The sequence below is a fragment of the Aestuariibaculum suncheonense genome (assembly GCF_014596935.1).
Classification (GTDB): Bacteria; Bacteroidota; Bacteroidia; order Flavobacteriales; family Flavobacteriaceae; genus Aestuariibaculum; species Aestuariibaculum suncheonense.
In genome coordinates, this window is the sequence record NZ_JACVXC010000001.1 from 559,078 (window position 1) to 585,050 (window position 25,973).

General features: G+C 36.0%; 18 protein-coding genes. 8 read left to right on the top strand and 10 right to left on the bottom strand.

Annotation, left to right across the window (positions count from 1 at the left end):
- Positions 1–5: 5 nt before the first annotated feature.
- The 3 genes from ICJ84_RS02425 to gcvP all read right to left on the bottom strand — a co-directional run bounded on the left by ICJ84_RS02425 (position 6) and on the right by gcvP (position 4,564).
- The gene (locus tag ICJ84_RS02425) at positions 6–527 is read right to left on the bottom strand and encodes a methyltransferase domain-containing protein (RefSeq protein WP_188214765.1); all 522 of its coding nucleotides are present in this window, start codon (positions 525–527) and stop codon (positions 6–8) included.
- Between the two features lie 27 nt (positions 528–554).
- A complete protein-coding gene (locus ICJ84_RS02430; protein WP_188214766.1) occupies positions 555–1,613 on the bottom strand; it encodes a 3-oxoacyl-ACP synthase III family protein in 1,059 nt (352 codons plus the stop codon).
- Positions 1,614–1,714: 101 nt separating this feature from the next.
- On the bottom strand, positions 1,715–4,564 hold the full coding sequence (gene gcvP, locus ICJ84_RS02435) for an aminomethyl-transferring glycine dehydrogenase (RefSeq protein WP_188214767.1): 2,850 nt from the start codon (positions 4,562–4,564) through the stop codon (positions 1,715–1,717).
- A 121-nt stretch (positions 4,565–4,685) separates the two neighbouring features.
- On the opposite strand from gcvP, the gene ICJ84_RS02440 reads away from it, so the two are divergent.
- Entirely contained in the window at positions 4,686–5,519 is an 834-nt protein-coding gene (locus ICJ84_RS02440; RefSeq protein WP_188214768.1) for a UbiA prenyltransferase family protein, read from the top strand.
- Here the strand turns inward: ICJ84_RS02440 and ICJ84_RS02445 are convergent.
- From ICJ84_RS02445 to ICJ84_RS02465, 5 genes are all read right to left on the bottom strand, one after another.
- Positions 5,512–5,778 (bottom strand): hypothetical protein, encoded by a 267-nt coding sequence (locus ICJ84_RS02445; RefSeq protein ID WP_241748668.1) that lies wholly within the window; start codon positions 5,776–5,778, stop codon positions 5,512–5,514. The two genes, ICJ84_RS02440 and ICJ84_RS02445, sit on opposite strands and share 8 nt — an antisense overlap.
- 2 nt (positions 5,779–5,780) lie before the next feature.
- On the bottom strand, positions 5,781–6,332 hold the full coding sequence (locus tag ICJ84_RS02450) for a sigma-70 family RNA polymerase sigma factor (RefSeq protein ID WP_188214770.1): 552 nt from the start codon (positions 6,330–6,332) through the stop codon (positions 5,781–5,783).
- 76 nt (positions 6,333–6,408) lie between these two features.
- A complete protein-coding gene (locus tag ICJ84_RS02455; RefSeq protein WP_194408525.1) occupies positions 6,409–8,448 on the bottom strand; it encodes a M3 family metallopeptidase in 2,040 nt (679 codons plus the stop codon).
- 150 nt (positions 8,449–8,598) lie between these two features.
- Positions 8,599–9,078, bottom strand: a complete 480-nt coding sequence (gene purE / locus ICJ84_RS02460; protein ID WP_188214771.1) for a 5-(carboxyamino)imidazole ribonucleotide mutase — start codon at positions 9,076–9,078, stop codon at positions 8,599–8,601.
- A 42-nt stretch (positions 9,079–9,120) separates the two neighbouring features.
- Positions 9,121–10,275 (bottom strand): 5-(carboxyamino)imidazole ribonucleotide synthase, encoded by a 1,155-nt coding sequence (locus ICJ84_RS02465; protein ID WP_188214772.1) that lies wholly within the window; start codon positions 10,273–10,275, stop codon positions 9,121–9,123.
- A 154-nt stretch (positions 10,276–10,429) separates the two neighbouring features.
- Between ICJ84_RS02465 and ICJ84_RS02470 the strand changes: the two genes are divergently transcribed.
- The 5 genes from ICJ84_RS02470 to ICJ84_RS02490 all read left to right on the top strand — a co-directional run bounded on the left by ICJ84_RS02470 (position 10,430) and on the right by ICJ84_RS02490 (position 14,841).
- Positions 10,430–11,539 (top strand): adenylate kinase, encoded by a 1,110-nt coding sequence (locus tag ICJ84_RS02470; protein WP_188214773.1) that lies wholly within the window; start codon positions 10,430–10,432, stop codon positions 11,537–11,539.
- A 128-nt stretch (positions 11,540–11,667) separates the two neighbouring features.
- Complete coding sequence (gene obgE, locus ICJ84_RS02475; RefSeq protein WP_188214774.1) at positions 11,668–12,666, top strand: GTPase ObgE; 999 nt, start codon at positions 11,668–11,670, stop codon at positions 12,664–12,666.
- Positions 12,667–12,739: 73 nt separating this feature from the next.
- Entirely contained in the window at positions 12,740–13,387 is a 648-nt protein-coding gene (locus ICJ84_RS02480; RefSeq protein WP_241748669.1) for an ion transporter, read from the top strand.
- Between the two features lie 38 nt (positions 13,388–13,425).
- Positions 13,426–13,947 (top strand): DUF4136 domain-containing protein, encoded by a 522-nt coding sequence (locus ICJ84_RS02485; protein WP_188214776.1) that lies wholly within the window; start codon positions 13,426–13,428, stop codon positions 13,945–13,947.
- Positions 13,948–14,115: 168 nt separating this feature from the next.
- Positions 14,116–14,841, top strand: coding sequence for an SDR family oxidoreductase (locus ICJ84_RS02490; protein WP_188214777.1), 726 nt, complete (start codon positions 14,116–14,118; stop codon positions 14,839–14,841).
- Between the two features lie 41 nt (positions 14,842–14,882).
- Here the strand turns inward: ICJ84_RS02490 and ICJ84_RS02495 are convergent, their stop codons facing one another.
- Positions 14,883–21,215, bottom strand: coding sequence for an alpha-2-macroglobulin family protein (locus tag ICJ84_RS02495; protein WP_188214778.1), 6,333 nt, complete (start codon positions 21,213–21,215; stop codon positions 14,883–14,885).
- Positions 21,216–21,327: 112 nt separating this feature from the next.
- Between ICJ84_RS02495 and ICJ84_RS02500 the strand changes: the two genes are divergently transcribed.
- Together ICJ84_RS02500 and ICJ84_RS02505 are read left to right on the top strand one after the other, a co-directional pair.
- Positions 21,328–22,086 (top strand): tetratricopeptide repeat protein, encoded by a 759-nt coding sequence (locus ICJ84_RS02500; protein WP_241748670.1) that lies wholly within the window; start codon positions 21,328–21,330, stop codon positions 22,084–22,086.
- A 69-nt stretch (positions 22,087–22,155) separates the two neighbouring features.
- Positions 22,156–23,511 (top strand): UDP-N-acetylmuramate--L-alanine ligase, encoded by a 1,356-nt coding sequence (locus tag ICJ84_RS02505; protein WP_188214779.1) that lies wholly within the window; start codon positions 22,156–22,158, stop codon positions 23,509–23,511.
- A 17-nt stretch (positions 23,512–23,528) separates the two neighbouring features.
- On the opposite strand, the gene ICJ84_RS02510 is transcribed toward ICJ84_RS02505, so the two are convergent.
- Positions 23,529–25,925 (bottom strand): mechanosensitive ion channel family protein, encoded by a 2,397-nt coding sequence (locus ICJ84_RS02510; RefSeq protein WP_188214780.1) that lies wholly within the window; start codon positions 25,923–25,925, stop codon positions 23,529–23,531.
- Positions 25,926–25,973 lie beyond the last annotated feature (48 nt).

Here is a 25,973-nt window from a genome sequence, read left to right on the forward strand (position 1 = left end):
CAAAGTTAAACTCTTTCAGCGTAAACAATATAATATCGAGGGGTAAACCAGCGTAAAATTGGACGGATACCTAATTTTTTAGTTGGATTTGTCCATTTTTTACGGTCTAAAATTTTCCAACCGGCTTTTTCCAGTAACCAGTCGAATTGCCAGTCTTCAAATTCATGGTAATGTCTGTCCAGCATATCGGTTTTACTTCTATATGCTGAAGAAAACCATAATTTAAGCGGAACGCTAGCCACTAATTTATCCGTTTGAATAGATTTTAAAACCGTAAACGGGGATAAGAGATGCTCGAAAATTTCGAAAGCGGTCACGACATCTGCAGAAGAATTTTGAATGGTTGAGGTATCGATATCTAAATCTTCACCTTTAGTGTTTTCAACAGTGTAACCTTGTTGTAACATAATTTCAGAAAACGGATTAACAACCCCTAAATCTAGAATAGTTTCAGAGGGTGATACATGTTTTCTTAGAAATTCAAGTGTATGTTTAAAGCGTTTGTTAGGAAATGTGTTTTCGTACATTTGGGCATTTTCGCTTTAGCGGCGATATTAATATTTGTAAACAATAGCATTAATGTGCATTCCTGCACCAACACTTGCAAATATAATAACATCACCTTTGTTAAGGCTATGGTTTTCCAATTTATTATTCTTAACCAAATCGAAAAGTGTAGGAACCGTAGCCACTGAACTATTACCTAAAGTTTGTATACTCATAGGCATAATATGTTCCGGAATTTCGGTACGATATAATCGATAAAAGCGTTTTAAAATCGCCTCATCCATTTTTTCATTGGCTTGATGGATAAAAATTTTCTTAACGTCTTTAATGTCGACACCACTGGCATCTAGACAGCTTTGCATAGCTTTAGGAACATTAGTCAGGGCGAATTCGTAAATTTTACGACCATCCATTTTAATGTAACGGGTGTCTTTATCTAAGGCTTGATTGTTTGAATTTCCAAAGTAGAGGAAGTAGGCCTCATCATAAGTGAAGCTTGCTGTTTCATGGGCTAAAATACCACCTTCGTCATTGGTTGCTTCAATAATTGTTGCTCCGGCACCATCAGAAAAAATCATGGAATCTCGATCGTGTTTATCCACAACACGCGATAAGGTTTCCGATCCGATCACCAAACAGCGTTTCGCCATACCGGCTTTTATGAACGCTTGCGCTTGAATAACACCTTCTATCCAACCAGGACATCCAAAAAGAATATCGTAAGCGATGCATTTTGGGTTTTTAATTCGTAAACTATGTTTAATACGGGCAGCCAGAGAAGGTAGTACATCACTTTGTATGGTGCTGTGTTTTACATCACCAAAGTTGTGAGCTACTATGATATAATCTAAAGTTTCAGGGTCTATCTTTGCATCAGCAATGGCACATTCGGCAGCAAAAAAACCTAAATCTGAAGAGTTTAAATGAGGTTTGGCATAACGACGTTCAGCAATACCTGTTATGGCTTTAAACTTTTCGATAATCAGTTCATTGGGATGGTTGATAACCGATCCGTCTGTGTTAAGAAATTGATGCTGGTGGAATGCATCGTTTTTTTCTATAGTATCAGGGATGTAGCTGCCTGATCCTGTAATTTTTATATTCATAAAAAGAAATTGCCTTTTATTTTTAGCTGTATACGAATATACTAGCTTTAAATAAAAGGCAATTTTATTATTGAACTATTTTACGATGTTCAACGCCTGTTTTAAGCTTCAATGTAAGCTTCAATAGGCGCACAAGAACACACTAAATTTCTATCTCCAAAGGCATCGTCTACACGTCTAACACTTGGCCAGAATTTATTATCAGCGATATAATCTAGTGGATAAGCTGCGGTTTCTCGAGTGTATGGTAAGTCCCAAGTATCAGCTGTCAACATGGCTAATGTATGAGGAGCATTTTTTAATACGTTGTTTTTATCTTCTGCAGTAGCAGCTTCGATTTCTTTTCTGATTGAAATCATGGCATCACAGAAACGGTCTAACTCCGCTAAATCTTCAGATTCAGTAGGTTCAATCATTAAAGTTCCAGCAACTGGGAAAGATACTGTTGGCGCATGGAAACCGTAGTCCATTAAACGCTTAGCGATATCTCCAACTTCAATGCCTTTTTCTTTGAATGCACGACAGTCAACAATCATTTCGTGTGCAGCTCTTCCACATTCTCCAGTATAAAGAATCGGGTAGTGTCCTTCAAAACGAGCTTTCATATAGTTCGCATTCAAGATAGCGTTTTCAGTAGCACTTTTCAATCCTTTAGCACCCATCATAGTGATATAGCCATAAGAAATTAAGCATACTAAAGCAGATCCATAAGGCGCAGATGAAATAGCAGTAATTGCCTGATCACCACCAACGTTTAAGATTGGGTTAGTTGGTAAGAATGGAACTAATTTTTCGTTCACACAGATTGGTCCAACACCAGGTCCACCACCACCGTGAGGGATGGCGAATGTTTTATGTAAGTTTAAGTGACAAACGTCGGCTCCAATTGTTGCAGGGTTTGTTAAACCTACCTGAGCATTCATGTTAGCACCATCCATATATACTAATCCTCCGTTATCGTGGATTAATTGCGTGATTTCAATGATAGATGATTCGTAAACTCCGTGAGTTGAAGGATACGTTACCATTAAACAAGATAAGTCATCTTTGTGCTCGATAGCTTTTGCTCTCAAATCCTCCACATCGATGTTTCCTTCTGGAGTTGTTTTAGTAACGATAATCTTCATTCCAGCCATAGCAGCAGAAGCAGGATTTGTTCCGTGAGCTGAAGATGGAATTAAACATACGTTACGGTGTCCTTCACCACGTGACATATGGTAAGCACGGATTGCCATTAAACCAGCATACTCTCCTTGAGCTCCTGAGTTTGGTTGTAACGTTGTACCAGCAAATCCAGTGATTACGTTTAATTGTTGCTCTAATTTTTTAAGCATGGTGATGTATCCTTCTGCTTGCTCAACTGGAGCGAATGGGTGAATGCTGTTCCAGTTTGGCATTGATAATGGCAACATTTCAGAAGCAGCATTTAACTTCATTGTACAAGAACCTAAAGAAATCATAGAATGGTTTAATGATAAATCTTTACGCTCTAATTTTTTGATGTAACGCATCAACTGGCTTTCAGAGTGATGGTTATTGAATACATCGTGCGTTAAGAAAGAAGAGGTTCTTTCTAAAGAAGCAGGTAATTGACTAGCCGTTGATAATTCAGCAACTGTGAAAGCCTCTTTACCTATAGCTTCAGCAAAAATCGCGATGATTTGGTTGATATCGTTGATAGAAGTTGTTTCGTTGAATGAGATAGAAATAGTTTCTGCATTTACATAGAAGAAGTTAACTTCGTTTCTTTCAGCAACAGCTTTTACTTTTTGAGCGTCAGCTTTTACTAAAATTGTATCAAAATATGCAGTGTTCGTTTGGAAAACACCTAATTTATTTAAAGCATCAGCAGTTGTTACAGCCGAAGCGTGAACTTTGTTTGCGATGTATTGTAATCCTTTTGGACCGTGGTAAACAGCATACATACCAGCCATAACTGCTAATAATACTTGAGCAGTACAGATGTTTGAAGTTGCTTTTTCACGTTTGATGTGTTGCTCACGAGTTCCTAAAGCCATACGTAATGCACGGTTTCCATTAGCATCGATAGAAACACCGATGATACGACCTGGCATTGAACGTTTGTATTCTTCTTTAGTAGCAAAGTAAGCAGCGTGAGGACCTCCGTAACCCATTGGTACACCAAAACGTTGTGTAGTACCAACAACAACAGCAGCTCCCATTTCTCCTGGAGACGTTAACGTAGCTAACGATAAAATATCAGCCGCAACAGCTACTTTAATGTCGTTTTCTGCAGCTTTAGCCATAAAGGCACTATAGTCGTTTACTTGTCCGTATTTACCAGGATATTGAAGGATAGCTCCAAAGAATTCGTAAGAGAAATCGAAAGTTTCGTGGTTTCCAACAACCAATTCAATTCCAACTGGAGTAGAGCGTGTTTGTAATATAGATAGAGTTTGGGGTAAAATTTCTTCAGAAACGAAGAATTTATTCACGTTATTTTTCTTTTGATCACGTGTTCTAACATCGAACAATAATGACATAGCTTCTGCAGCTGCAGTTCCTTCGTCAAGTAACGAAGCATTTGCAATTTCCATTCCTGAAAGTTCTGTAACTACAGTTTGGAAGTTTAAGATAGCCTCTAAACGTCCTTGAGCAATCTCAGCCTGGTATGGCGTGTAAGCCGTGTACCATCCTGGATTTTCAAAGATGTTTCTTTGAATTGCAGCAGGAACGATAGTAGGGTGGTACCCTAAACCGATATACGATTTGAAAACTTTGTTCTTTTTACCTAATTCCATGATATGAGCAGCATACTCATATTCAGACATTGGTTCATCTAAGTCTAAATCATTTTTTAACTTAATATCATCAGGTAAAGTTTCGTAAATCAACTGGTCTAAAGAGTCTACACCAATAGTTTGTAACATTTGGTTTTGTTCCTCTTCTCTAGGTCCAATGTGACGCAATGCGAAAGCGTTTGTATTCATTAAAATTGAATTTTGTTAAATATTCCGCAAAAGTACATAATATTAAGTGTGTTTTCTTGTCTAAAAGGGGGGGATTTTATTCACAGGCTATTAACTTTAACACTTTGTTTACATTTGTGTTATGAAAATTTTTAAACAGCTCCTGAATTTTTATATCAATAGTAGTTTGCATGTAGCCTTTGCGGTGGTAGCTTTAACATGGATTACGTTGTTGGAATTTCATATATCTTTTGATAAATATCTACTCACATTTGTATTTTTTGCCTCGGTTACGGGCTATAATTTTGTGAAGTATTTTGGTATTGCTAAGTTTCATCATCGTAGTTTATCCAGTTGGTTGAAAGCTATACAAATCCTGTCGTTTTTCTGTTTTGTTTTCATGTGTTATTACCTAATGAAACTGAAGTTGGAAACCCTTTTGTTTATTGTCGGTTGTGGGGTTGTTACGTTCTTTTATGCGATTCCGTTTTTGCCTAAGCGATTTTATCTGGATAGTAAACAAAATTTAAGGAATATAGGAGGTTTGAAGGTCTACTTAATTGCGTTAGTATGGTCTGGGGTTACTGTGTTTTTACCTGTGATTAATAGTCATTATAGCATTGATGCAGATGTGATTTTAACTGCCATTCAACGCTTGATTTTCATTATTGTAATTATGTTGCCTTTTGAAATTCGAGACCTGAGTTATGATAGTCTGAGACTGGCAACCATTCCTCAGAAAATGGGGGTGCAGCAAACCAAAGTTATGGGTATGGTATTATTGGGTATTTTTTACGCTTTAGAATTTTTTAAGGATAATATGGTTTCAGGGAGTTTGCTCGTTATGTTCTTAATAAGTGCTGTAACCTTATATTTCGTGAAGCATGCCGAGGTTAAACAGGGGCAGTATTATTCTTCGTTTTGGGTTGAAGGATTACCGATTTTATGGTTGTTATTATTGTTGATTTTTAACTGATTTCCTGCTCTTTTAAAGCTTTTTCAAATTTAGCTTTCAGTGCTTCTTTACACTGTTTGTCCATACATTTAAGGTTAGAAGATTTTATAGCTTCCGTAAGTTTTTTATTGTTTTTCGTGTAGTCTCTGCAACAGGGGCATAACATTAAGTGAATATTTAATCTTAATTGTTCCCAAAGGGAAGCTTCTTTGTATTGCGCCTTATCGCAAACATGATTTGCTTTATTACAAGGTGTTGTAATGTTATTTTTATCACTCATAATTAAAACCAGTTTTCTTTTAAACATTCAGCCATTGCCGTACGTGCTCTGTGAATAATAACCCAAAGGTTAGACGCAGTGATATTGAGTTCATTACAAATAATTTCAGTGTCTTGTCCCTCAATAGTTTTCATTCTAAACACCTGGGCTTGTTTTTCAGGAAGTTTACCCAAGCAATTATAAATAGCATCTCCAAGTTCGGTGTTTTCCATAGCATCTTCGGCTGTTTTGTCGAACGGATCTGCCACACGTTCTTCCAGCCAGTCGCCTTCGTCTTCATCAGTATTGAAGTTTACACGTACTTCGGCCTGTCCTTTATTAGAATTAATCTTACGGTAATAATCAATGATTTTACGTTTTAAAATAGAAATCAGCCACGTGCGCTCGCTAGATTCACCTTTAAAGTTTTTCATTGATTTTAACCCGGCAAAAAATGTGTCTTGAACTAAGTCCTGAGCTATTTCTCTGTCGTTAACACGAGAAATAGTGTAATTATAGAGATAATCGGAATATAAATCGATCCACCTATTCGGATTAATTTCGTGGTTAGACATTGGTTAGGCTGTTTATAGATACCTTTCAAAAATAGAATAAAAAAGCCGATGTATTACAATCGGCTTTTCATTTGTTCTAATTTTTTATTAATCCTGCACGTCTTAATAAAGCTTCTGGCTGCGGTTCTTTTCCGCGGAAGCGTTTGTATAAGATCATTGGATCTTCGGTACCACCTTGCGACAATACATGGTCTTTAAATTTCTTGGCGACTTCAGGATTAAAAATGCCTTCTTCTTTAAAGTACTCGAAAGCATCGGCATCTAAAACTTCAGCCCATTTGTAACTGTAATATCCCGAGCTGTATCCGCCTTGAAAAATGTGAGAGAACGATGTGCTCATGCAGTTTTCGGGAACATCAGGATATAGTTTGGTGTTTTCGAAAGCTTGAGTTTCGAAATCTTTCACCGAAGTGATGTTTTCTGGAGAATCGCCACCGTGCCAGCTCATATCTAATAAACCAAAACTCAACTGACGTAAGGTTTGCATGCCTTCATGGAAGGTTGCCGATTCTTTAATTTTTTCAACCAATTCCATAGGAATTACTTCACCGGTTTCGTAGTGTGTAGCGAACAGTTCTAAAGCTTCTTTTTCGTAACACCAGTTTTCCATAACCTGACTTGGCAATTCTACAAAATCCCAAAATACGCTGGTTCCGGAAAGGCTAGGGTAGGTGGTGTTAGCCAACATACCATGTAGCGCATGACCGAATTCGTGGAAAAAAGTAGTCACCTCGTTAAAGGTTAATAACGACGGTTTGCTCTTGGTTGGTTTCGTGAAATTACAAACGATAGAAATATGCGGACGGCTGTTTTCGCCATCTTTTACATATTGTGGTTTATAAGAGGTCATCCAGGCACCGTTACGCTTTCCAGGTCTTGGGAAAAAGTCGGCGTAAAGAATGGAAATGTAATCACCGTTGATGTTAGTAACTTTATAAGTTAATACATCGTCGTGATATTTGTCGATGGTATTTATTTCTTCAAATTGTAAACCGAAAAGTTTTTCGGCAACAGTAAATGCTCCGTTAATAACATTTTCTAGTTTGAAATAAGGTTTTAGTTTTTCATCATCTAAATTGAATAATTTCTGTTTCAATTTTTCTGAATAATATGCCGAATCCCACTTTTGAAGCTGATCAATACCGTCTAAATCTTTGGCGAATTGTTCAAGGTTTTTGAACTCTTTTTGAGCAGCAGGTTTAGCTTTTTCAAGAATATCGTTTAAGAAGGTTTGAACAGTTTTCGGATTTTTAGCCATACGTTCTTCGAGAACGAAATCGGCATGAGTTTTATATCCTAAAAGATTCGCGCGCTGGTGACGCAATTTTACGATGTTTAAAACAATTTCCTGATTGTCTAACTCATCATTCTGGAACGATTTTGCACCAAACGCAATCGCTAAAGTTTTGCGTAATTCACGATTATCGACATAGGTCATAAACGGAATATAGCTTGGGTAATCTAAAGTAATTAACCAACCGTCTTTGCCTTTGTTTTCTGCTAATTGGGCAGCAGCTTCTATAGCGCCTTCCGGTAAACCAGCTAAATCATCTTCATTTGTAATGTGAAGTTCGTATTTATTGGTTTCAGCTAAAACGTTCTCACCGAATTTTAATTTCAGCTTACTTAATTCTTTGTCAATCTCACGAAGTTGTTGTTTTTTATCTTCCGCTAGGTTTGCTCCGTTTCTTGAAAAGCTTTTATATTTTTTATCTAAAAGAGTGGCTTGTTCGGTAGTTAAATCTAACGAATCTTTAGCATCGTAAACGGTTTTAACGCGTTTAAAAAGTGCTTCGTTTAAGGTGATATCGTTACTGAATTCAGATAAGAGAGGAGATACCTCTTGTGCTATTTTTTGAATTTCATCGTTAGTCTCAGCTGAATTCAAATTGAAAAATATGCTCGATACGCGATCTAATTGTTCACCAGAAAAATCTAAAGCTTCAATCGTATTTTGAAAAGTTGGAGCTTCCGGATTGTTGGTAATAGCGTCAATTTCAGCTTTAGCGTCTTCAATACCTTGTTTTATAGCAGGCAGAAAATCACTATTATTAATTTGTGAAAATGGCGCAGTATTAAAAGGAGTTTGAAATTTTTTTAATAAGATGTTTATCATTTTGGTAATAAATATGTTAAAACAAAAAATATATTATGCATACATAGTATATTTTTTGTAGATTTGACGCAGTTCAATTGAAAGAGTGACTAACTCAAATGAATTATTCTTAATAGCACTAAACCCCGAATCACTTCGGGGTTTTTTGATTTATAATCCTTTAGCCGACTCGTATACCTTTTGCTTTAAGCTTTCTTTGTAGTCAATTATTTTGTTTAAAACGACTTCGTCTGCAGAGCCAATAATTTGTGCAGCTAAGATTCCCGCATTCTTTGCACCGTTTAAAGCTACAGTTGCTACAGGGACACCTCCAGGCATTTGTAGAATGGATAATACAGAATCCCAACCATCTATAGAGTTGCTGCTTTTTACAGGAACACCAATAACAGGCAGTGGTGATAATGAGGCAATCATACCAGGTAAATGCGCAGCACCACCGGCACCAGCTATAATAACGCCAATACCACGCGTATGTGCATTTTTACCATAATCGAATAATTTTTCAGGAGTTCTGTGAGCAGACACGATATCTACTTCAACTTCAATATTGAAATCTTTTAAAATGTCTATAGCGTCTTGCATTACAGGCAAATCGCTTTTGCTTCCCATGATGATTCCTACTTTATTCATCTATAATTGTTTTTGTGTTTTTTGCTTTTATTGAATCAGCTTTTATTCGCTAATCACTTTTATGGTCGATTTTACTTCTTCGGCAATTTTTCTAGCCATATTGATGTCTTGGTCTACAATGGTAACATGTCCCATTTTTCTAAACGGACGCGTTTGTTTTTTACCATAGATATGAGGTGTAACACCATCAAGACCCATAATGTTTGAGATGTTTTCGTAAACCACATTGCCGCTGTAACCTTCAGAGCCCACTAAGTTTACCATTACGCCACCAACTTTACTGTCGGTACGTCCAAGAGGTAAATTTAAAATAGCTCTTAAGTGCTGTTCGAATTGCGATGTATAACTCGCTTCGATAGATTGGTGACCAGAGTTGTGAGGTCGTGGGGCAACTTCGTTAATTAAAATTTCGTCGTTTTGCGTCTGGAACATTTCAACAGCTAATAAACCAACATGGTTAAAGGCTTCCGAAGTTTTTAAAGCGACGTCAATTGCTTTTTGTGCAACGTCTTCCGGAATTCTAGCCGGGCAAATTACGTATTCAACCTGGTTAGCTTCCGGGTGGAATTCCATTTCAACCACTGGGAAATTTTTGCTCTCACCTGATGGTGTGCGGGCTACGATTACAGCCAACTCATTTTTAAATGGTACTAATTCTTCAGCAATACATTCTACATTTGGTAAACCTTCTAAATCGGAAACGGATTTTACAATTTTAACGCCTTGTCCGTCGTAACCAAACTGTGCCGATTTCCAAACGAAAGGAATTGTTAAACTACCGTGCTCGATAGCTTCTTTAACTTCAGAAGTATAAGCAAAACGGGTGAAAGGAGATGTAGGTAAATTGTTGTCTCGGTAAAACAATTTTTGTCTCGCTTTATTTTGAATGGTACGCAAGGTTTGTGATGCAGGATATACTTTTACTCCTTCTTTTTCAAGCGCTTCTAAAGCATCAACATTTACGTTTTCAATTTCAAAAGTTAATACATCCACCTGTTTACCAAAATTGTAAACAGCATCATAATCCATTAAATCACCTAAATGAAATTCGTTACTTGCAATTTTACAAGGCGCTTCGTTACTTGCGTCTAACACACAAGTGTATATGTCAAACTTTCTGGTATCGTTAAGCAACATTTTACCTAATTGACCGCCACCAAGAATACCTAATTTAAAATTTGAAGAAAAATAGTTCATTGTTTATCTTTAAAAATGAAATTAAATTGTCTAACCGACAAAATATGATGCAAAAATACACTTAAATATTAATTAGTATCTAAATCATAAATCAAAAAATGGTGATTCCTTAATCTATTGATTATCTTTGCACCTTTATTAAAAATAAGTTTCAGTGGTAAAGCTACACGACAAATTTTTTAAACCGTTTATTTCTGCCGAAGAAATAGATCGGGCTATGACGCGAATGGCGAGCGAGATAGCAAAAGATATTGGAGATGAAATTCCTGTGTTTGTAGGTATTTTAAATGGATCGTTTATGGTAGTAAGCGATTTTGTAAAGAAATATCAAAAACCATGTGAAGTAACGTTTATTAAGTTAGCCTCTTATGAAGGTGTAAAGTCTACAGAAGACATTCAAAGACTTATTGGCTTAACACAAGATTTATCTGGACGTACGGTGGTTATTCTGGAAGATATTATCGATACCGGTAATACGCTGGCAGAAGTACACCGCATTTTCAAAAATGAAAATGTAAAATCGTTAAAAATAGCCACGTTATTTTACAAACCTGAAGCTTATAAAAAAGATTTCAAACTTCATTATGTTGGTATAGAGATTCCTAATAAATTTATTGTAGGCTATGGTTTAGATTACGATGGACTGGGAAGAAACTTACCTGAGATATATCAAATAAAACAAACACAATACATGACAAATTTAGTGCTATTTGGCCCTCCAGGTGCAGGTAAAGGAACACAGGCAGAATTTTTAAAAGAGAAATATAAGTTAGTGCATATTTCTACAGGTGACGTTTTTAGATACAATATTAAAAACGAAACGGCTTTAGGAATGTTAGCAAAATCATACATTGACAAAGGCGAGTTAGTTCCAGATCAGGTAACGATTGATATGCTTGAAGCTGAAGTTGAAAAAAATACAGATGCTAACGGATTTATCTTTGATGGGTTCCCTCGCACAAGTGCACAGGCTGATGCCTTAGATAAGTTAATGGAAAGTAAAGATTCTGCGATTAGCGCTATGGTTGCTTTAGAAGTAGATGATGAAATTTTAGTAGAGCGATTAATAAAAAGAGGTGAAACCAGTGGAAGAGCTGATGATGCCGACGAGTCTATTATTAGAAACAGAATTACAGAATACTATAACAAAACAGCGATCTTAAAAGATTACTATTCGGCTCAAAATAAATACTTTGGTGTGGATGGTGTAGGATCTATCGAAGAGATTACTGTGCGTTTAAGCAGCGTTATAGACAATTTATAAAATCTTAATCCGTAAGGAATTAAAGCAATAAAAACCATATCTTTAAAGTATTAAGGATATGGTTTTTTTAAAATAAAAGTAGTATTTAATAGAACATCCACTTTTGTGGAAGACAAAAATAAACAACAATGACAGAAGGAAATTTCGTTGATTACGTGAAAATGTATGTAAGCTCGGGAAATGGGGGGAAAGGATCTGCACACTTACATCGCGAAAAATATATAGCAAAAGGAGGACCCGATGGAGGAGATGGTGGTCGTGGCGGTCACGTTATCGTTCGCGGTCAATCAAACTTATGGACCCTTTTGCATTTAAAGTTTAAAAAACATATTCGTGCCGGTCATGGTGAACACGGTAGTAGCGGTAGAAGTTTTGGTGCCGATGGAGAAGATGTTTATGTAGATGTTCCATTAGGAACAGTTGTTCGCGATACAGAAACGAATGAAATTCTGTTTGAAATTACCGAGGAAGGACAAGAACAAATCTTGGCTCAAGGTGGTAAAGGGGGGTTAGGAAACTGGCATTTTAAAACAGCAACCAACCAGACACCGCGATATGCTCAACCTGGATTACCTTTAGAAGAAAAGTATGTAACTATGGAGCTTAAGGTACTAGCCGATGTAGGCTTGGTAGGATTCCCAAATGCTGGTAAATCAACCTTACTTTCTGTTGTGACTTCAGCAAAACCTAAAATTGCCGATTACGAATTTACCACTTTAAAACCGAATTTAGGAATTGTAAAGTATCGCGATTTTCAAACTTTTGTAATGGCCGATATTCCGGGAATTATTGAAGGTGCAGCCGAAGGTCGTGGATTAGGACATTACTTTTTACGTCACATCGAGCGTAACTCTATTCTACTATTTTTAATCCCTGCCGATGCCGAAGATATTAGAAAACAGTACGATATTCTGTTAGACGAATTACGTCGTTATAATCCTGAAATGCTGGATAAGGAACGCATTATTGCGATATCTAAATGTGATATGCTGGATGACGAACTTAAAGCAGAATTAAAAGAAGAATTAGATAACGAATTGCCAATACCTTACATGTTCATTTCGTCGGTAGCCCAGCAAGGCATTCAGGAGCTAAAAGACAAACTTTGGAAAATGTTGAATCAGTAATGGATAGCCTGTGATGCATCATATAAAAAATATGGTTGAAGTAAATAACACGAAGAGAAGTAAATTCTTCGCGATGTTTATTCAACTGTTAATTTTTATATCGATTATCATTTTTTCTATTGAAACCATTCCCGATTTAGAACCTCACACCAGAGTGCTTTTAAGACGGGTAGATTTGTTCATTGTAATTGTTTTTACTATTGAGTATATCTTAAGAATTTCTCTGTCTAAACGAAAACTGAAATTTATTTTTAGCTTTTTCGGAATTGTCGATTTGCTGGCTATTCTTCCTTTTTATTTATCTATTGGGGTTGATTTAAGATCTTTAAGAGCTTTTCGTTTTTTGAGTGTATTCAGAATATTAAAGTTGATGCGCTACAATAGAGCAATACATCATTTTACACGTGCAATAAGGTCGGCGAAGGAAGAAATCTTATTGTTTATATTCGTTACGCTTATTCTTATGTTTTTTTCTGCTGTCGGAATTTATTATTTCGAGCACGAAGCACAACCAGAATATTTTTCATCTGTATTTGATAGTTTATGGTGGGCAGTCATCACCTTGACTACGGTAGGATATGGTGATGTGTATCCCATAACTATTGGCGGACGTGTGTTTACCTTTTTTATTTTAATGATTGGCCTCGGCATCATTGCAATTCCAACAGCAATTATTTCTTCAGCACTTACAAAATCTATGGATAGAAAAGGCGAAAAGTAATTTTTTGATTAAATTTATAGGTCTAAATCTAGTCTATAATGAAAACGCTACTTTCAGTTTTAATGGCACTTTTTTTGATTTCTTGCTCCTCTGTTCGTGTAACTCACGATTATGATAGAGAAGTTAATTTCAACCAATATAAAACTTACAATTACTACGCCGATATGAATACGGGGTTGAGTGAGTTAGATACTAAGCGTTTTTTGGATGCGCTTGATGCGCAATTATCTCAACAAGGGTATACACTTTCTAAAGAGCCAGACTTTTTTATAGATGTAAGCAGTAAGGAATATGAAGCACCTAGCCGAAGTTCTTTCGGTATAGGTATGGGCGGTACGGGTAGAAACGTAGGTGGTGGAATATCTATTGGTGTCCCAGTTGGTCAGTCTAATATTAACCGACAAATAACTGTTGAGTTTGTCGATGAAAATAAAAAGCAACTATTTTGGCAGGCGGTTAGTGAAACGACGTTTAAAGCTAATGAAACTCCCGAAAGTCGCGAGACGCTTTTAAAAGCTATGGCAATAAAAATTTTATCTGAATTTCCTCCAAAACCATAGTTTTATAATTATCATAACATTTTAAATTCCTGAATTGATTTTTCGTTTTGTAGCTTTACGGAAACAACTTTAGAGAAAGTTTAGGAGTTTGTTTTGAAACAAATATTTGATTTCGAAGCGGCTCTGGAAGTATTTAAATTTCGATTATCGAATAAAATTAAAATAGTTATGAGTTCATTAAAAAATAAAGTGGCCTTTATAACCGGAGGTACCAAAGGCATAGGTTATGGCATCGCACAATCGCTATTAAATGAAGGCGTTAATGTTGCTATTACCGGAAGAGATTTAGCAACAGCTCAAAAAGCTGCTGATGCATTAAATTCTAATTCTAAGCAAGGCGCAAAAGCGATAGGCATTCAAGCCGATGTAAGGAGTTATGAAAGTCAGCAGAAAGCGATTCAATCTGTTTTAGAAGTATTCAACAAAATAGATGTTGTTGTTGCTAATGCCGGTATCGGACATTTTGGAAGTATTGAAGATTTAACCGTTGAGCAGTGGCAGGAAACCATCGATACAAATTTAACAGGGGTATTTTATTCCATCAAGTCAAGTGTAGAAGCCTTAAAGCAATCGCAAGGATATTTTATTACGATTTCCAGTTTAGCCGGAACCAATTTCTTTGCTAAAGGGTCTGCTTACAATGCGAGCAAGTTTGGATTAACCGGATTCACACAATCTGTGATGTTGGATTTAAGGGAATATGGAATCAAAGTGAGCACTATTATGCCAGGATCGGTATCGACCTATTTTAATGGTAATACGCCAGATGACAGTGATGCCTGGAAAATTCAAATTGAAGATTTAGGTGAAATTGTTGTGGATTTACTTAAATTGAATCCGAGAACCTTACCCAGTAAAATTGAGGTGCGCCCAAGTATGCCGCCAAGTAAATAACATAAAATAAAAAAGAGGCTTTTAAAGCCTCTTTTTTATTTCTAATTAATATGTATTCTCACGCCGTTACTATGGCTGCTAAACTCCGGGGCATACATGCTTTGAATGGTAGTAATGCCATTACTCATATTTCCAGCGTTATTTACGCGTAGGTCGTATTCAAAAACGTAAACACCTTTCGGAAGATAGTCGAAAAAGAAATTGGTTAAGGCATCTTTAGTTGCTTCGTAATAGCCTAATCCGTCTTGCCATTTATATTGCGATAATACATTTACGGGTTCTAATCCGGCAGCACGCATATCTTTCATATGAACAAATTCCATGGTGCGGTCACTACGCAATTCAATACGAACGCGCACCAAATCTCCAACCTTTAAATGGGTATGTTCAGTAATTTCAGAAAGTTGTTCGCCAGTGTCGGTATTGGTTTTTAAGAATAATTTTTTCTTCAGTTGAAGAGGTGTTTCAGCCGAAGTAACCTTGTCTAAATCTTCAAAATATTGCCAGTATAGACCACCCCAGGCTATACCGTTTCCTTTTTTTGTAAGAGTAACTTCAGCCATTTCGGGTTTGATTTCAGAGGAATCCCACGAGGTTTCGTAATATCCTGTTCCGGCTTCTAAGGTAAGATTTTCTAATTGAGATGGTTCAATTTTATTGCCACTTACAGTCACATCTACCATATCGGTAACACTCAACCAATCACTTCCTTGAAGAAGAAGCGCATAAACGGCATCGGTGGTAGCTTTGGTTGTTTTCCAACGGTTAGTCTGTTTGTTTTTAAGCAGCCATATTTTTAAATTGTCTATGGTTTTGGTGTCGTTTTCAATTTCGGTAAACGCTTCAATTAATAACGATTGGGTTTCTATGGGCGCCTGATACCAGAACCAAGAATTGGTATTGGTTTTCCAATACATGCCCAGTTCGTCAGTGGTAATACTGTTTTCTTTTAGTGATTTTAAAATTTTATCAGCAGTTGTTTTGTCATTCGAACGGAACGAAATTAGTGCCATTAATCCTTTAGCATATAGGGAGCGATTTAACCAGTACTTTTGAATTTGTGTTTGGTAATAGTCTATAACTTCCTTAACGTTTTTCGATTTTTGAATTTCAGGAAAAAAGCTGCGCATGTACAAATAATGTAGTTGGGTGTAGCTTAAATGGTCATTGTTTAAATCGGCTTTCGAGTCGTATTTTCTAATGTCTTTATATTCCTGAATAAATTGCGCATCTAAATAATCGATGGCCTTTTTTATCATGTGGTCATTATCAGGATTGGTTGTAACACCAAGTTGTTTTAAATGTCCGAATCCGGTAATGATGTGTTGGGTAATATAACGACTGTCTCGACCGCCATTAAACCACGGCCAGGCACCCGAGGGCATTTGGTTTTGTTTCAGTTTGCGAATAGCCGATCCTAATTCGTTATTCATTTTGTTGAGGTCGAACAGTAATCCCAAGCGTTTTTTCTGCTCGGTTTCACTCTGAGCATCGCGCAACCATGGGGTTTCCTGAATTAAAATGGATTTTAATGCTTCATTTTTTTCAAGATTACTCAATAACACATCTTGAGTTTTCCATTGATTAAATACATCTTGTATTCTTGGGTTGCTATTTGCAATATGGCTCGCTAGTGCATTGGCATAAAAGCGGCTAAAGGTTTGCTCGTTACATTCGTAAGGATATTCCATTAAATAAGGAAGGGCCTGAACGGCATACCACGCAGGATTAGAAGTGATTTCTAAAGTTAATTTATGGTTTTTAAGCGTTTTTGAAGTATTTGTTTTTAGTTTATCTAAGGTAAAGGTACGGGTTTCGTTACTGCGTACCCACATAGGTAAGGTTTCTGTAACTAACATACGATTACTTAAAACCGGCAAGGCATTTTGTTCGCCATCGCTAAAGGTTTCTGATTTTGCGATGATTTTATACTGCACGACATCAACTGTGTCCGGAATATGTAATAGCCAGGATACATTGGTATTGCCTTTGGCGTCTACTGTGAAAGATTTCGTGTTTTCAGAATTGCTTAAATAGCTATTGATGTCGTTTCCAGTTATGGCATCGGTAAGTATTAATATGGCCTGACCCGATACGTTCTCATCGGTGATATTGGCAATTTTTGCACTAATTGAAATGGTGTCGCCCTGACGTAAAAAACGAGGTGCATTAGGAATTACCATTAACTCTTTTTGCGTAACGGCTGTTAGTGTTTTAGTGGCATGCTCTAAAGTTTTAGTATGGGCTAGCAGTTGCAGTTTCCATTGGGTTAAAGCTTCGGGTGTGGTAAAGCTAAAGCTAATGTTTCCGTCTTTGTCGGTTTGTAAATCTGGAAAGAAAAAGGCGGTTTCTTGAAGGTTTTTACGGATTTGAATAGCATCAAAGTTTGGGGTTTTCTTAGAGTTTTTAGCAGGACTTTCTGCATTATGTACTTTTGCAAATGCAACTTCTGTAAGGTCCTCTTCAGCATCTAATGCTTCAGCCTGAACCATAGATAAAGCTCCTGTTAAGCTAGCTTTCTTTTGAACACCATATCCAACAACAACGACTTCATCTAAATGTTCGCTGCTTTCAAATAAGTATAATTTTAATTTGTTGTATTTGCCAACCCTAATAGATTGTTCTACAAATCCAATAAAGTTAAATATTAGAGTATTACTAGCTTCAGCTTCTATGCTGAAATTCCCATCGAAGTCAGTAACTGTTCCTCTGGTAGTGCCTTCAATTATAATGTTAACACCAGGTATAGCTAATCCATCTTCATCAAACACGGTTCCTGTGATAATACCCTCTTTTATAGAGTTATCATATTCTAATTTATTTCTTTTAAGAGATTTGATGTAATTATCGTGTTGCCATTTGTTAAAATTAAAGCTAAACCCAAACCAGTTTAATCGATCATAGTACTGTCTTGGGTAAGTGAAATGGTTAATTTCATTATAAATTCTAAAATTTTTGATGCCAAAACTTTGGTGACTTTGGTTGTGCCTTTGCGTGTAATAGTAAGGTTGAAATAAAGGCTTGAAAGTCCATTGATGTGGTTTAAACTGATCTAACGAAGCATCATACATACTCGTTAATAGCTCGGCACTTACTTTATCACCTTTCGGACCTTTAATATTAAAACTCCAGCTTTCATCGGTGCCCGGTTGTAATTTATCTCTAAAGGATGTGGTTTCAATATTTAAATCGCGTTTTGGGTATGGAACACCAATAATTACAGAACTTGCCTGGTAACTATTGAACGCAGCGAAACTATAGTTAATTGAAAAACCACCCAGATCTTTTTCGGTAACTGGAATGCTAATACTTTTTTTGTTGTTTTCAAGGGTTATGATTTCGGTTTTTACAATGTCATGATTTTTTTCAATTTGAAGGGTGACATAAACTGGGCTGACTGCCGATGCTAACGTTATGATGGCTGTTTCTCCGGGTTGATAGCTGGTTTTGTCGGTAGTGATGCTAAACAGTTTGTTATCGGCAATGGTTTTGTCTTTGTCGCTGTAGATAACTGTTTTTAATTCATCTTTAACGGTCTGTCCAAATTTATCTGTAGTTTCCAGAGTTACAAGATATTGTCCGGAAGGCCATTTTTTTATGTTTCCAAGACTTAAACTTTTAGCATCGGCTGTGTTGAACGATTTATCGAATAACAGTTCGTCTTTTTTCCAATGATTAGCATCGTGTTCATTGGCATACGCGTCATTAGGAAACAAGGTTTTAAATTCTTCTTTTGAAATGTCTTGATAATCTGGAGCTTCCCAAGGGCGGTTTCTTAAAACCTTGTCGGGTGCTTTTAATTTGTAAATTTTAATGCTTCCGCTTGCCGGCGTAAATTCACCGTTCAGGTTTCTGGTATCAATGGCAATACTGTAGTCTTTTCGGTTTTTATCGAGTATATTATCTAAAGTCATGTTTGCTAGAAGGGCATGATAGCCAACTTTAACAATAGTGGTTGCGCTTCGGGTTTCTCCGTTAATATCGGTAACATCGGCTGTGATTTCATAATGGAAAACCGGAAGATTGGTTTTGTCTACACTGATGCCCGGGATGGCTTTAAAAGTAATTTCAAACTCTCCCTTATCGTTAGTGAGGCTTTCGCCGTGCGTGATTTCCTGTGATTCGCTGTAAAACATTGGGCGATACCAGAAATACCATCGAGGAAACTGAACTGTGCGATGAACACGATACGCCACTTTAGCATCGGTAATGGTGCTGCCGGCATAAGCCAAAGCAGCCCCTTTTGCTGTAATAGAATCGTTGAGTTTAAATGTTTCGGTAATCGGATTAAATTTTGTTTCAAACTTTGGGCGTTTGTATTCCTCAACCGAAAAATGCTGTTCCACATAAAAGTCCTTATCATTACCCTCAAATTCAATATAGTAGTCACCGGTAAGTCCGTTGTTAGGTAAAATAAATTCACCAGAAACCGAACCAAATTCATTAGTCACTAAATCTAGTTCGCTAAGTTCTTCATGGTTGGTATTGTAAAGCGTAGCATAGACGCTTTCGTTTGCTAAAACACCTGGCTTATTTGTATTTGTATTTGTATTTATGGCAATGGCTTTAAAAAATACGGTTTGCCCAGGACGATAAATGCTGCGATCGGTAAATACAAAGGCTTTGTAATCTTCGTCCTGATTGGTATTGTTTTTGTAGTATCTATTAATGTGATAATCTCCAAAATAGGCAATGTCGTTGTTGTAGTTAGCTTTAGCCTCAATAGTGTAATAAGTTTCCTTATCTTTTTTCAAAAATACCTCACCAAAAGTATTTGTAGTTTGTTGTTTTTTTATGTTTTTATTGCTTCCATGTTTGTCAAATTGAAAATCGATAGTTGTATTATTAATCGGTTGCCCATTGTTTCTGTTAATAAGTTGAAAGATTTTATAATCGTTATTTTCAGATTCAACCAAAGCCAGATTGGTTACTTGAAATTCGCTGTAGGCGAATAAATCGTCTTTTTTAGCAGTGGTTGCATAAATCACATAGCGGCCGTTGTCTAATTCAGGAACAATAATTTCGGTGCTATGAGCTTGGTAGTCCTGGTCATTTCTTAAGATGCTTTTCCAGCTTTTGGTTGTTTTTATTTTTTTTATGTAGGCCTGTTTTTCATCTTTATCAAATAACACATTAATGGTTCTGAAATCGTGTTCGCTTACTTTTATAATGTTAAAAGTTAGATTATCTATGTTTTTATAATTAATCAACAAACGGCTAGCTTTTTTTATCGGAACAAACCGTTCGCAGGTAATTTGTAAAGTCGGTTGTAAGATGTTGTTTTTTAAAATTTCGGCTTGTTCGGCGGCTTTACTATTTGGGAATTTAGACAAGATGTCGTTGCAAATACCCATGGCGTCTTTCGCTTTCCAGCGGTTGTCTTCATTTGTTTTTGGTTGATATTGCTGACTTTGCTCGTAATAAATAGAAGCGATTTGAAATTGATATAATCCGGAAGCGTCGAGATGTTTTAAGCGTTCACTTTCGTACTGTAAAGAATGTAATAAAGTCGATGTTTTATTGGGAAACGTAGCATGTTGTTCTACAAATTTTAAACGTTCAATATCTACAACGGCTAAAGCTTGAGGTGTTTTATCTTTTAAGTGAAACTGAATAAGATCCTGATAAATTTTTAAAGTCTGTAACTGAAGTGAGGTGGAATCTTTGGACGTGATGTTCAACTGGGAAAACGTCGTGACATTTGCTAAATATTCAGGGTTATCGATTTCAAACTGATAAGCAGGTTTGGTGATATGAGTTTCATTGGTTTTATAAAAGTCAAGTGCCAGATGATTTAAAAAATCGAATAGCGTGGGACGGAATAGTTTCGAATCTTTCTGCTGTGTTAATAGAGCGTTGTATTTGTTTAAATCTTCCAGTTGTAGCATCAATCCGTTTTCCAATGACTTCTGAAAATGTACATGAATTTCATAAAACAAGGTTTGTAAATCCCAGGTTCTAAAATCGGTAGTATCGACCTTGTCTTCGGTTTTGGTGCGTCTGTAAAGCTGATAGCGATTTTGCTTAAAATATTGCCAGTACATATTCGCTAATAGGCTTTCCAGTATATTTTTAGTTGGAAATTCACGCTGAGTAATTTCAGCTTTAAAATCGTTTATAATATTAAGTTGAGCATCTTCCTCTAAAATCAAAGCAAACTTGCTTTTAAATAGCATGGTTTTTATAAACTGAGCATCGTTATTGTCTTTTTCTGCTTTCAGTTTTATAGTTTCAATAATTTTTAAAGCCGATTTAGGTAATCCCTCGGCTTCTAAAAGGTCAACCTTAGTCCATAAGTCGTCATAACTTGGTGTCTGGGCGTAATTAAAACTTGTAAAGATCATAATAAGCAAAACAGGAAAAGCATTTTTCATAGTGTGATATTTGATAAGAAATGACTTTCAAAAGTCATTCCAAAAACAATAAATGGGCTAAAATTTTGTTTAATCAAGTTAAGTAATTTTATGAAGTTCAAAAAGTTTAACTTTGTCTTTTAATATAAATGTAATGGTGCGATTTTTGTTTTTACTATGCTTTCCTTTATTAACAATGGCTCAGGTTGAAGCAAAGGCGATTCAAGAACTTTTCAACCAAGAAAAATTTATAAAAGCTGAAGCTTATTTAAAGCAATACTTAAAAAGTCACCCTAACGATATACAAGCCTTAGAGTTGTTAGGTGATACTTATGGTCATCAAAAAAAATGGGATGAAGCTATTATTAGTTACCAATCGTTAATTCATTATGATGATAAGAATGCTAATTATCATTATAAATATGGTGGCGTTTTAGGTATGAAGGCTTTGTCAGTTAGCAAAATTAGAGCCTTAACGATTATTGATGATGTCGAAGCAGCTTTTATTAAAGCAACCGAGTTGGATGCTAATCATATTGATGCGCGCTGGGCTTTGGTGGAATATTATATGAAATTGCCAAGTTTTTTAGGTGGCGGAATTTCAAGTGCGCTGCCATATGCAAATACTTTGGAAAATCTTTCAAAAGTTGATGGGTATCTGGCGAAGGGGTTTATTTATGAAACAGACAAGGAACCAGAGTTGGCTGAGAAATATTATAAATTGGCAATAATAGAAGGTGGTTCTTTAGTGTGTTACGATAAATTAACGAAGTTTTATATTGCACAGGACGAACCTGAAAAAGCTATTAGAAATCTTAAAGCCGCTTATAAAAAACATCAGGACGCCGATTTGTTACTCCAAATAGAAGCCATTAAAAAAGACAATTTGTAAAATTTATCGAACTTGAATTACGGCAGAAAAATATGCAATCCGTATCTTTACCATCTACAAAAATAACTTATGAACGTACATTTTATAGCCATTGGAGGTGCGGCAATGCACAACCTAGCTTTAGCTTTACATAACAAAGGATATCAGGTAACAGGAAGTGACGATGAGATTTTCGAACCGTCAAAATCACGATTAAATGCAAAAGGATTATTACCAGATACATTTGGTTGGTTTCCTGAAAAAATTACTGATAATTTAGATGCTGTTGTTTTAGGCATGCATGCGAAAGCTGATAATCCCGAGTTATTAAAAGCACAGGAGTTAGGACTTAAAATATACAGTTATCCGGAGTTTTTGTTCGAGCAATCAAAAAACAAAACCCGTGTGGTTATTGGAGGAAGTCATGGTAAAACAACAATTACGTCTATGATTCTTCACGTTATGCATTATCACGATCGCGATGTGGATTATATGGTTGGTGCACAGCTGGAAGGCTTTGATGTTATGGTAAAGTTAACCGAAGCGAATGACTTTATTGTTTTAGAAGGTGATGAATATTTAAGTTCGCCAATAGACAGACGCCCGAAATTTCATTTATATAAACCTAATATAGCCTTGTTAAGCGGTATTGCCTGGGATCATATCAATGTGTTTCCAACTTATGAAAACTATGTAGAGCAATTCAAGATTTTTGTAGATTCGATTGTAAAAGGCGGAAGTATCAATTATAATGAAGAAGATGCCGAGGTAAAACGTGTTGTAGGAGCATCAGAAAATCCAATCCGTAAAATAGCTTATCATACACCAGAATATACAGTTGAAGACGGTGAAACCTATTTAGAAACTCCCGAAGGCCCAATGCCAATAGAAGTCTTCGGAAAGCACAACCTGAATAATCTGGCAGGTGCCAAGTGGATTTGTCAGCACATGGGGATTGACGAAGATGATTTTTATGAGGCCATTTCAACCTTTAAAGGTGCAAGTAAGCGTCTGGAAAAAATTGCTGAAGGTAAAACCAGTGTGGCTTATAAAGATTTTGCCCACTCGCCTAGTAAAGTAGAGGCAACGACTAAGGCTGTTAAAGAACAATATAGCGATAGGACATTAGTCGCCTGTTTAGAACTTCATACCTACAGTAGTTTAAACGCAGATTTTTTAAAAGAATATAAAGGTGCTTTAGATGCTGCCGATACAGCTGTTGTGTTTTATTCGCCTCATGCGGTTGAAATTAAAAAGTTGGATGCCGTTTCTCACGAACAAATAGCCCAGGCTTTTGAACGTGACGATTTAATTATTTATACCAATCCAGACGATTTTAAAAACTTTTTACTTGCTCAAAATTTAGAAAACAAAGCTTTGTTACTAATGAGTTCTGGTAATTATGGTGGACTTAATTTTGATGAGGTGAAAACTTTAATAAAATAAATTATTTCACTTTTCCTTTAAGAGTCACTTCCATTTGGTATACTGTTTGGCATGTTTTTAATATAAATATCTCTTTGGGGAAAAGGTATTTCTATACCCGCTTCCTTGAAAGCATTATACACGGCTACCGAAACCTCGCTTTTAGTTACTAAACTAACTTCGTAATGCACCCAGCATTGTAAAACGAAATTAAGGGAGTTATCACCAAATTCAAGGAATAGCGCTCGCGGAGGAGGTGTTTTTAAAATTAATGGGTGTGATGTGCCTGCTTTAGTAAGGATTTCTAAAACTTCATTAGGGTCAGCATCGTAGCTTGCACCTATAAAAATATCAATTCGTTTTGTGTTATCGGATAAAGTCCAATTGATCAAGTTGTTCGACATCAGGTTGTAATTGGGTACAATTACTTCAGCTCCATCAAACGTTCTGATTTTGGAAGAACGCACACCAATTTTATGAACCCGACCTAAAAGATTATCTACTTCAACGGTATCCCCTTGTAAGATAGGTCTTTCAAACACTAAAATTAACCCCGATACAAAGTTGGATATTATGGTTTGCAAACCAAAACCAATACCAATGCCCAGTGCACCGGCAAGCAGATTAAATTTACTTAAATCCATTCCTAAAGACGATAGAGCAAAAACAAATCCGAAGGCCACAATAAAATAGCGAATAACAAGTGAAATCGCTGCAGGTATACCTTTTGGTAAACGCAGGTTTTTTAAAATACCTTCGCCATCGCCATCATCAATCACAAAGGAGATTATACTTGTAATAATAAAAGAAGATGCGAGAATAATGATAAATGATAAAATAGAACCAATAGTTATGGATATGGTGCCCAGCTTATAAGGTTCAGAAAGCACATCGGTTAAATAATCTCTTAAAGGTCTGTATAGTTCAATCATATTCAGAAAAAACAGAAACCAAAACATAAGTACAACGACCCTTAAAATTTTTATCAGCTTGATTTCTAAAGCTAATTTTTTAATGAAGTCAACATTTGATTTTGAACTAAAATGCCTATGAATTAAACTGGTCGAAATGCCTTCAAGAATTAATAATAAACTATAGAAAATAACAGTTATCACACCAATATGTGTACATATTTTAAGTGTGATATCGGTTAAATTCGTATATCCTAAAATATTAGACATTATGGCAATAAACACCAAAACATAAATTGCCGGACTTAACTGAATTAAGAATTTACTCAGTGGATTAATTGTTGGATTACTGGTTTTGTAGAGTTTTTTAAGTAATAAGTAAACTGCAACACCAATTAGTATAGCTTCCAGTAACAAATAGATTCTATAGATGCCTGGATGAAACCATAAGTAGGTCTTCAGAGAATCAATAATATAGAAGAATGTAATAATGTAGTAGATGTTTTTAAATTGCTCTTTAATTTGAGGTTTAACAACGTAAGAAGACGCTACAATTAATCCCAGAATTAAAATGCTTTCAAATAGTTTTGGTGTACCGGTGAAAAATATATTTCCAATAAGCAGAGACAGGAAAATAAAGGAAGCCAAAGGATGTTTTAGAATGACATCTTTAGAAATATTCAGGTTATGGTCGTCTGATACGAATTCATATTTTTCGAAACCACGTTTCAGGAAATAAACAATTCCAAATAAAAAAAGAATGAGTGTAAAATAAAGGTAAAACGAGCTTTTATTGTTTTTGATAAAACTGATTAATTCTTTGAAACTATCGGAAGCGGCTTCCCATACCGAGGTGTTGCTGGATTTTTTAGATTTAGAAAATGAAATCTTCCACAACGGATCATGGCGCAAATGAAAAATATCATAGGTTTCAGAATTTTTAAGCGTTAAAATTTCCTCCATAATTTCGTTAATCAATTCCACTTTAAAATTGATTTTCGATTCGAGTTTTAAAGCTGTGTTGTTTTCTTCAACAATGGCTTTGTCAATACCTTCAATATCTTTAATTAATTCGGTAATTCGCGTTAGAATTTCTTTAGGAGCCTCTTCGTTTTTTGCTTTTTCCAGCGTTAAATCCCACGTCCTGTGATGCAAATCTACAGATTCAAGTAAGCGGGTATTGCGAGATACAAAGTTGTTCACGTCATCTTCAATACCGGTTAAATAAATCCGGTTTCCATTCCACTTGGTATAAAGGTTTTCAATTTTTTGTCGGTTAGGATTAGCGGCTAAAATCTTATGGGTTTGTTCCTGCTGTTTTTCAATATGGGAGGCGTAGGTTGGGTATAGCGAATCGATTTTATGAACAGCTTTATTCGCTTCCAACTTTCGTTCAATCAGTTTTAAATCCTCATTTGTTTTTTGAATATTTTGAATGATGGCCGTTAATGGAATAGCCTTAGGCGCCGCGACAACAGATGAGTCTATTCCGGTTTCAGATTCTTGAGCCTGTGTGAAACTCATACTGAAACAGACTAAAACAGTTGAGAGTATAAAGGTTTTAAGCGAAAC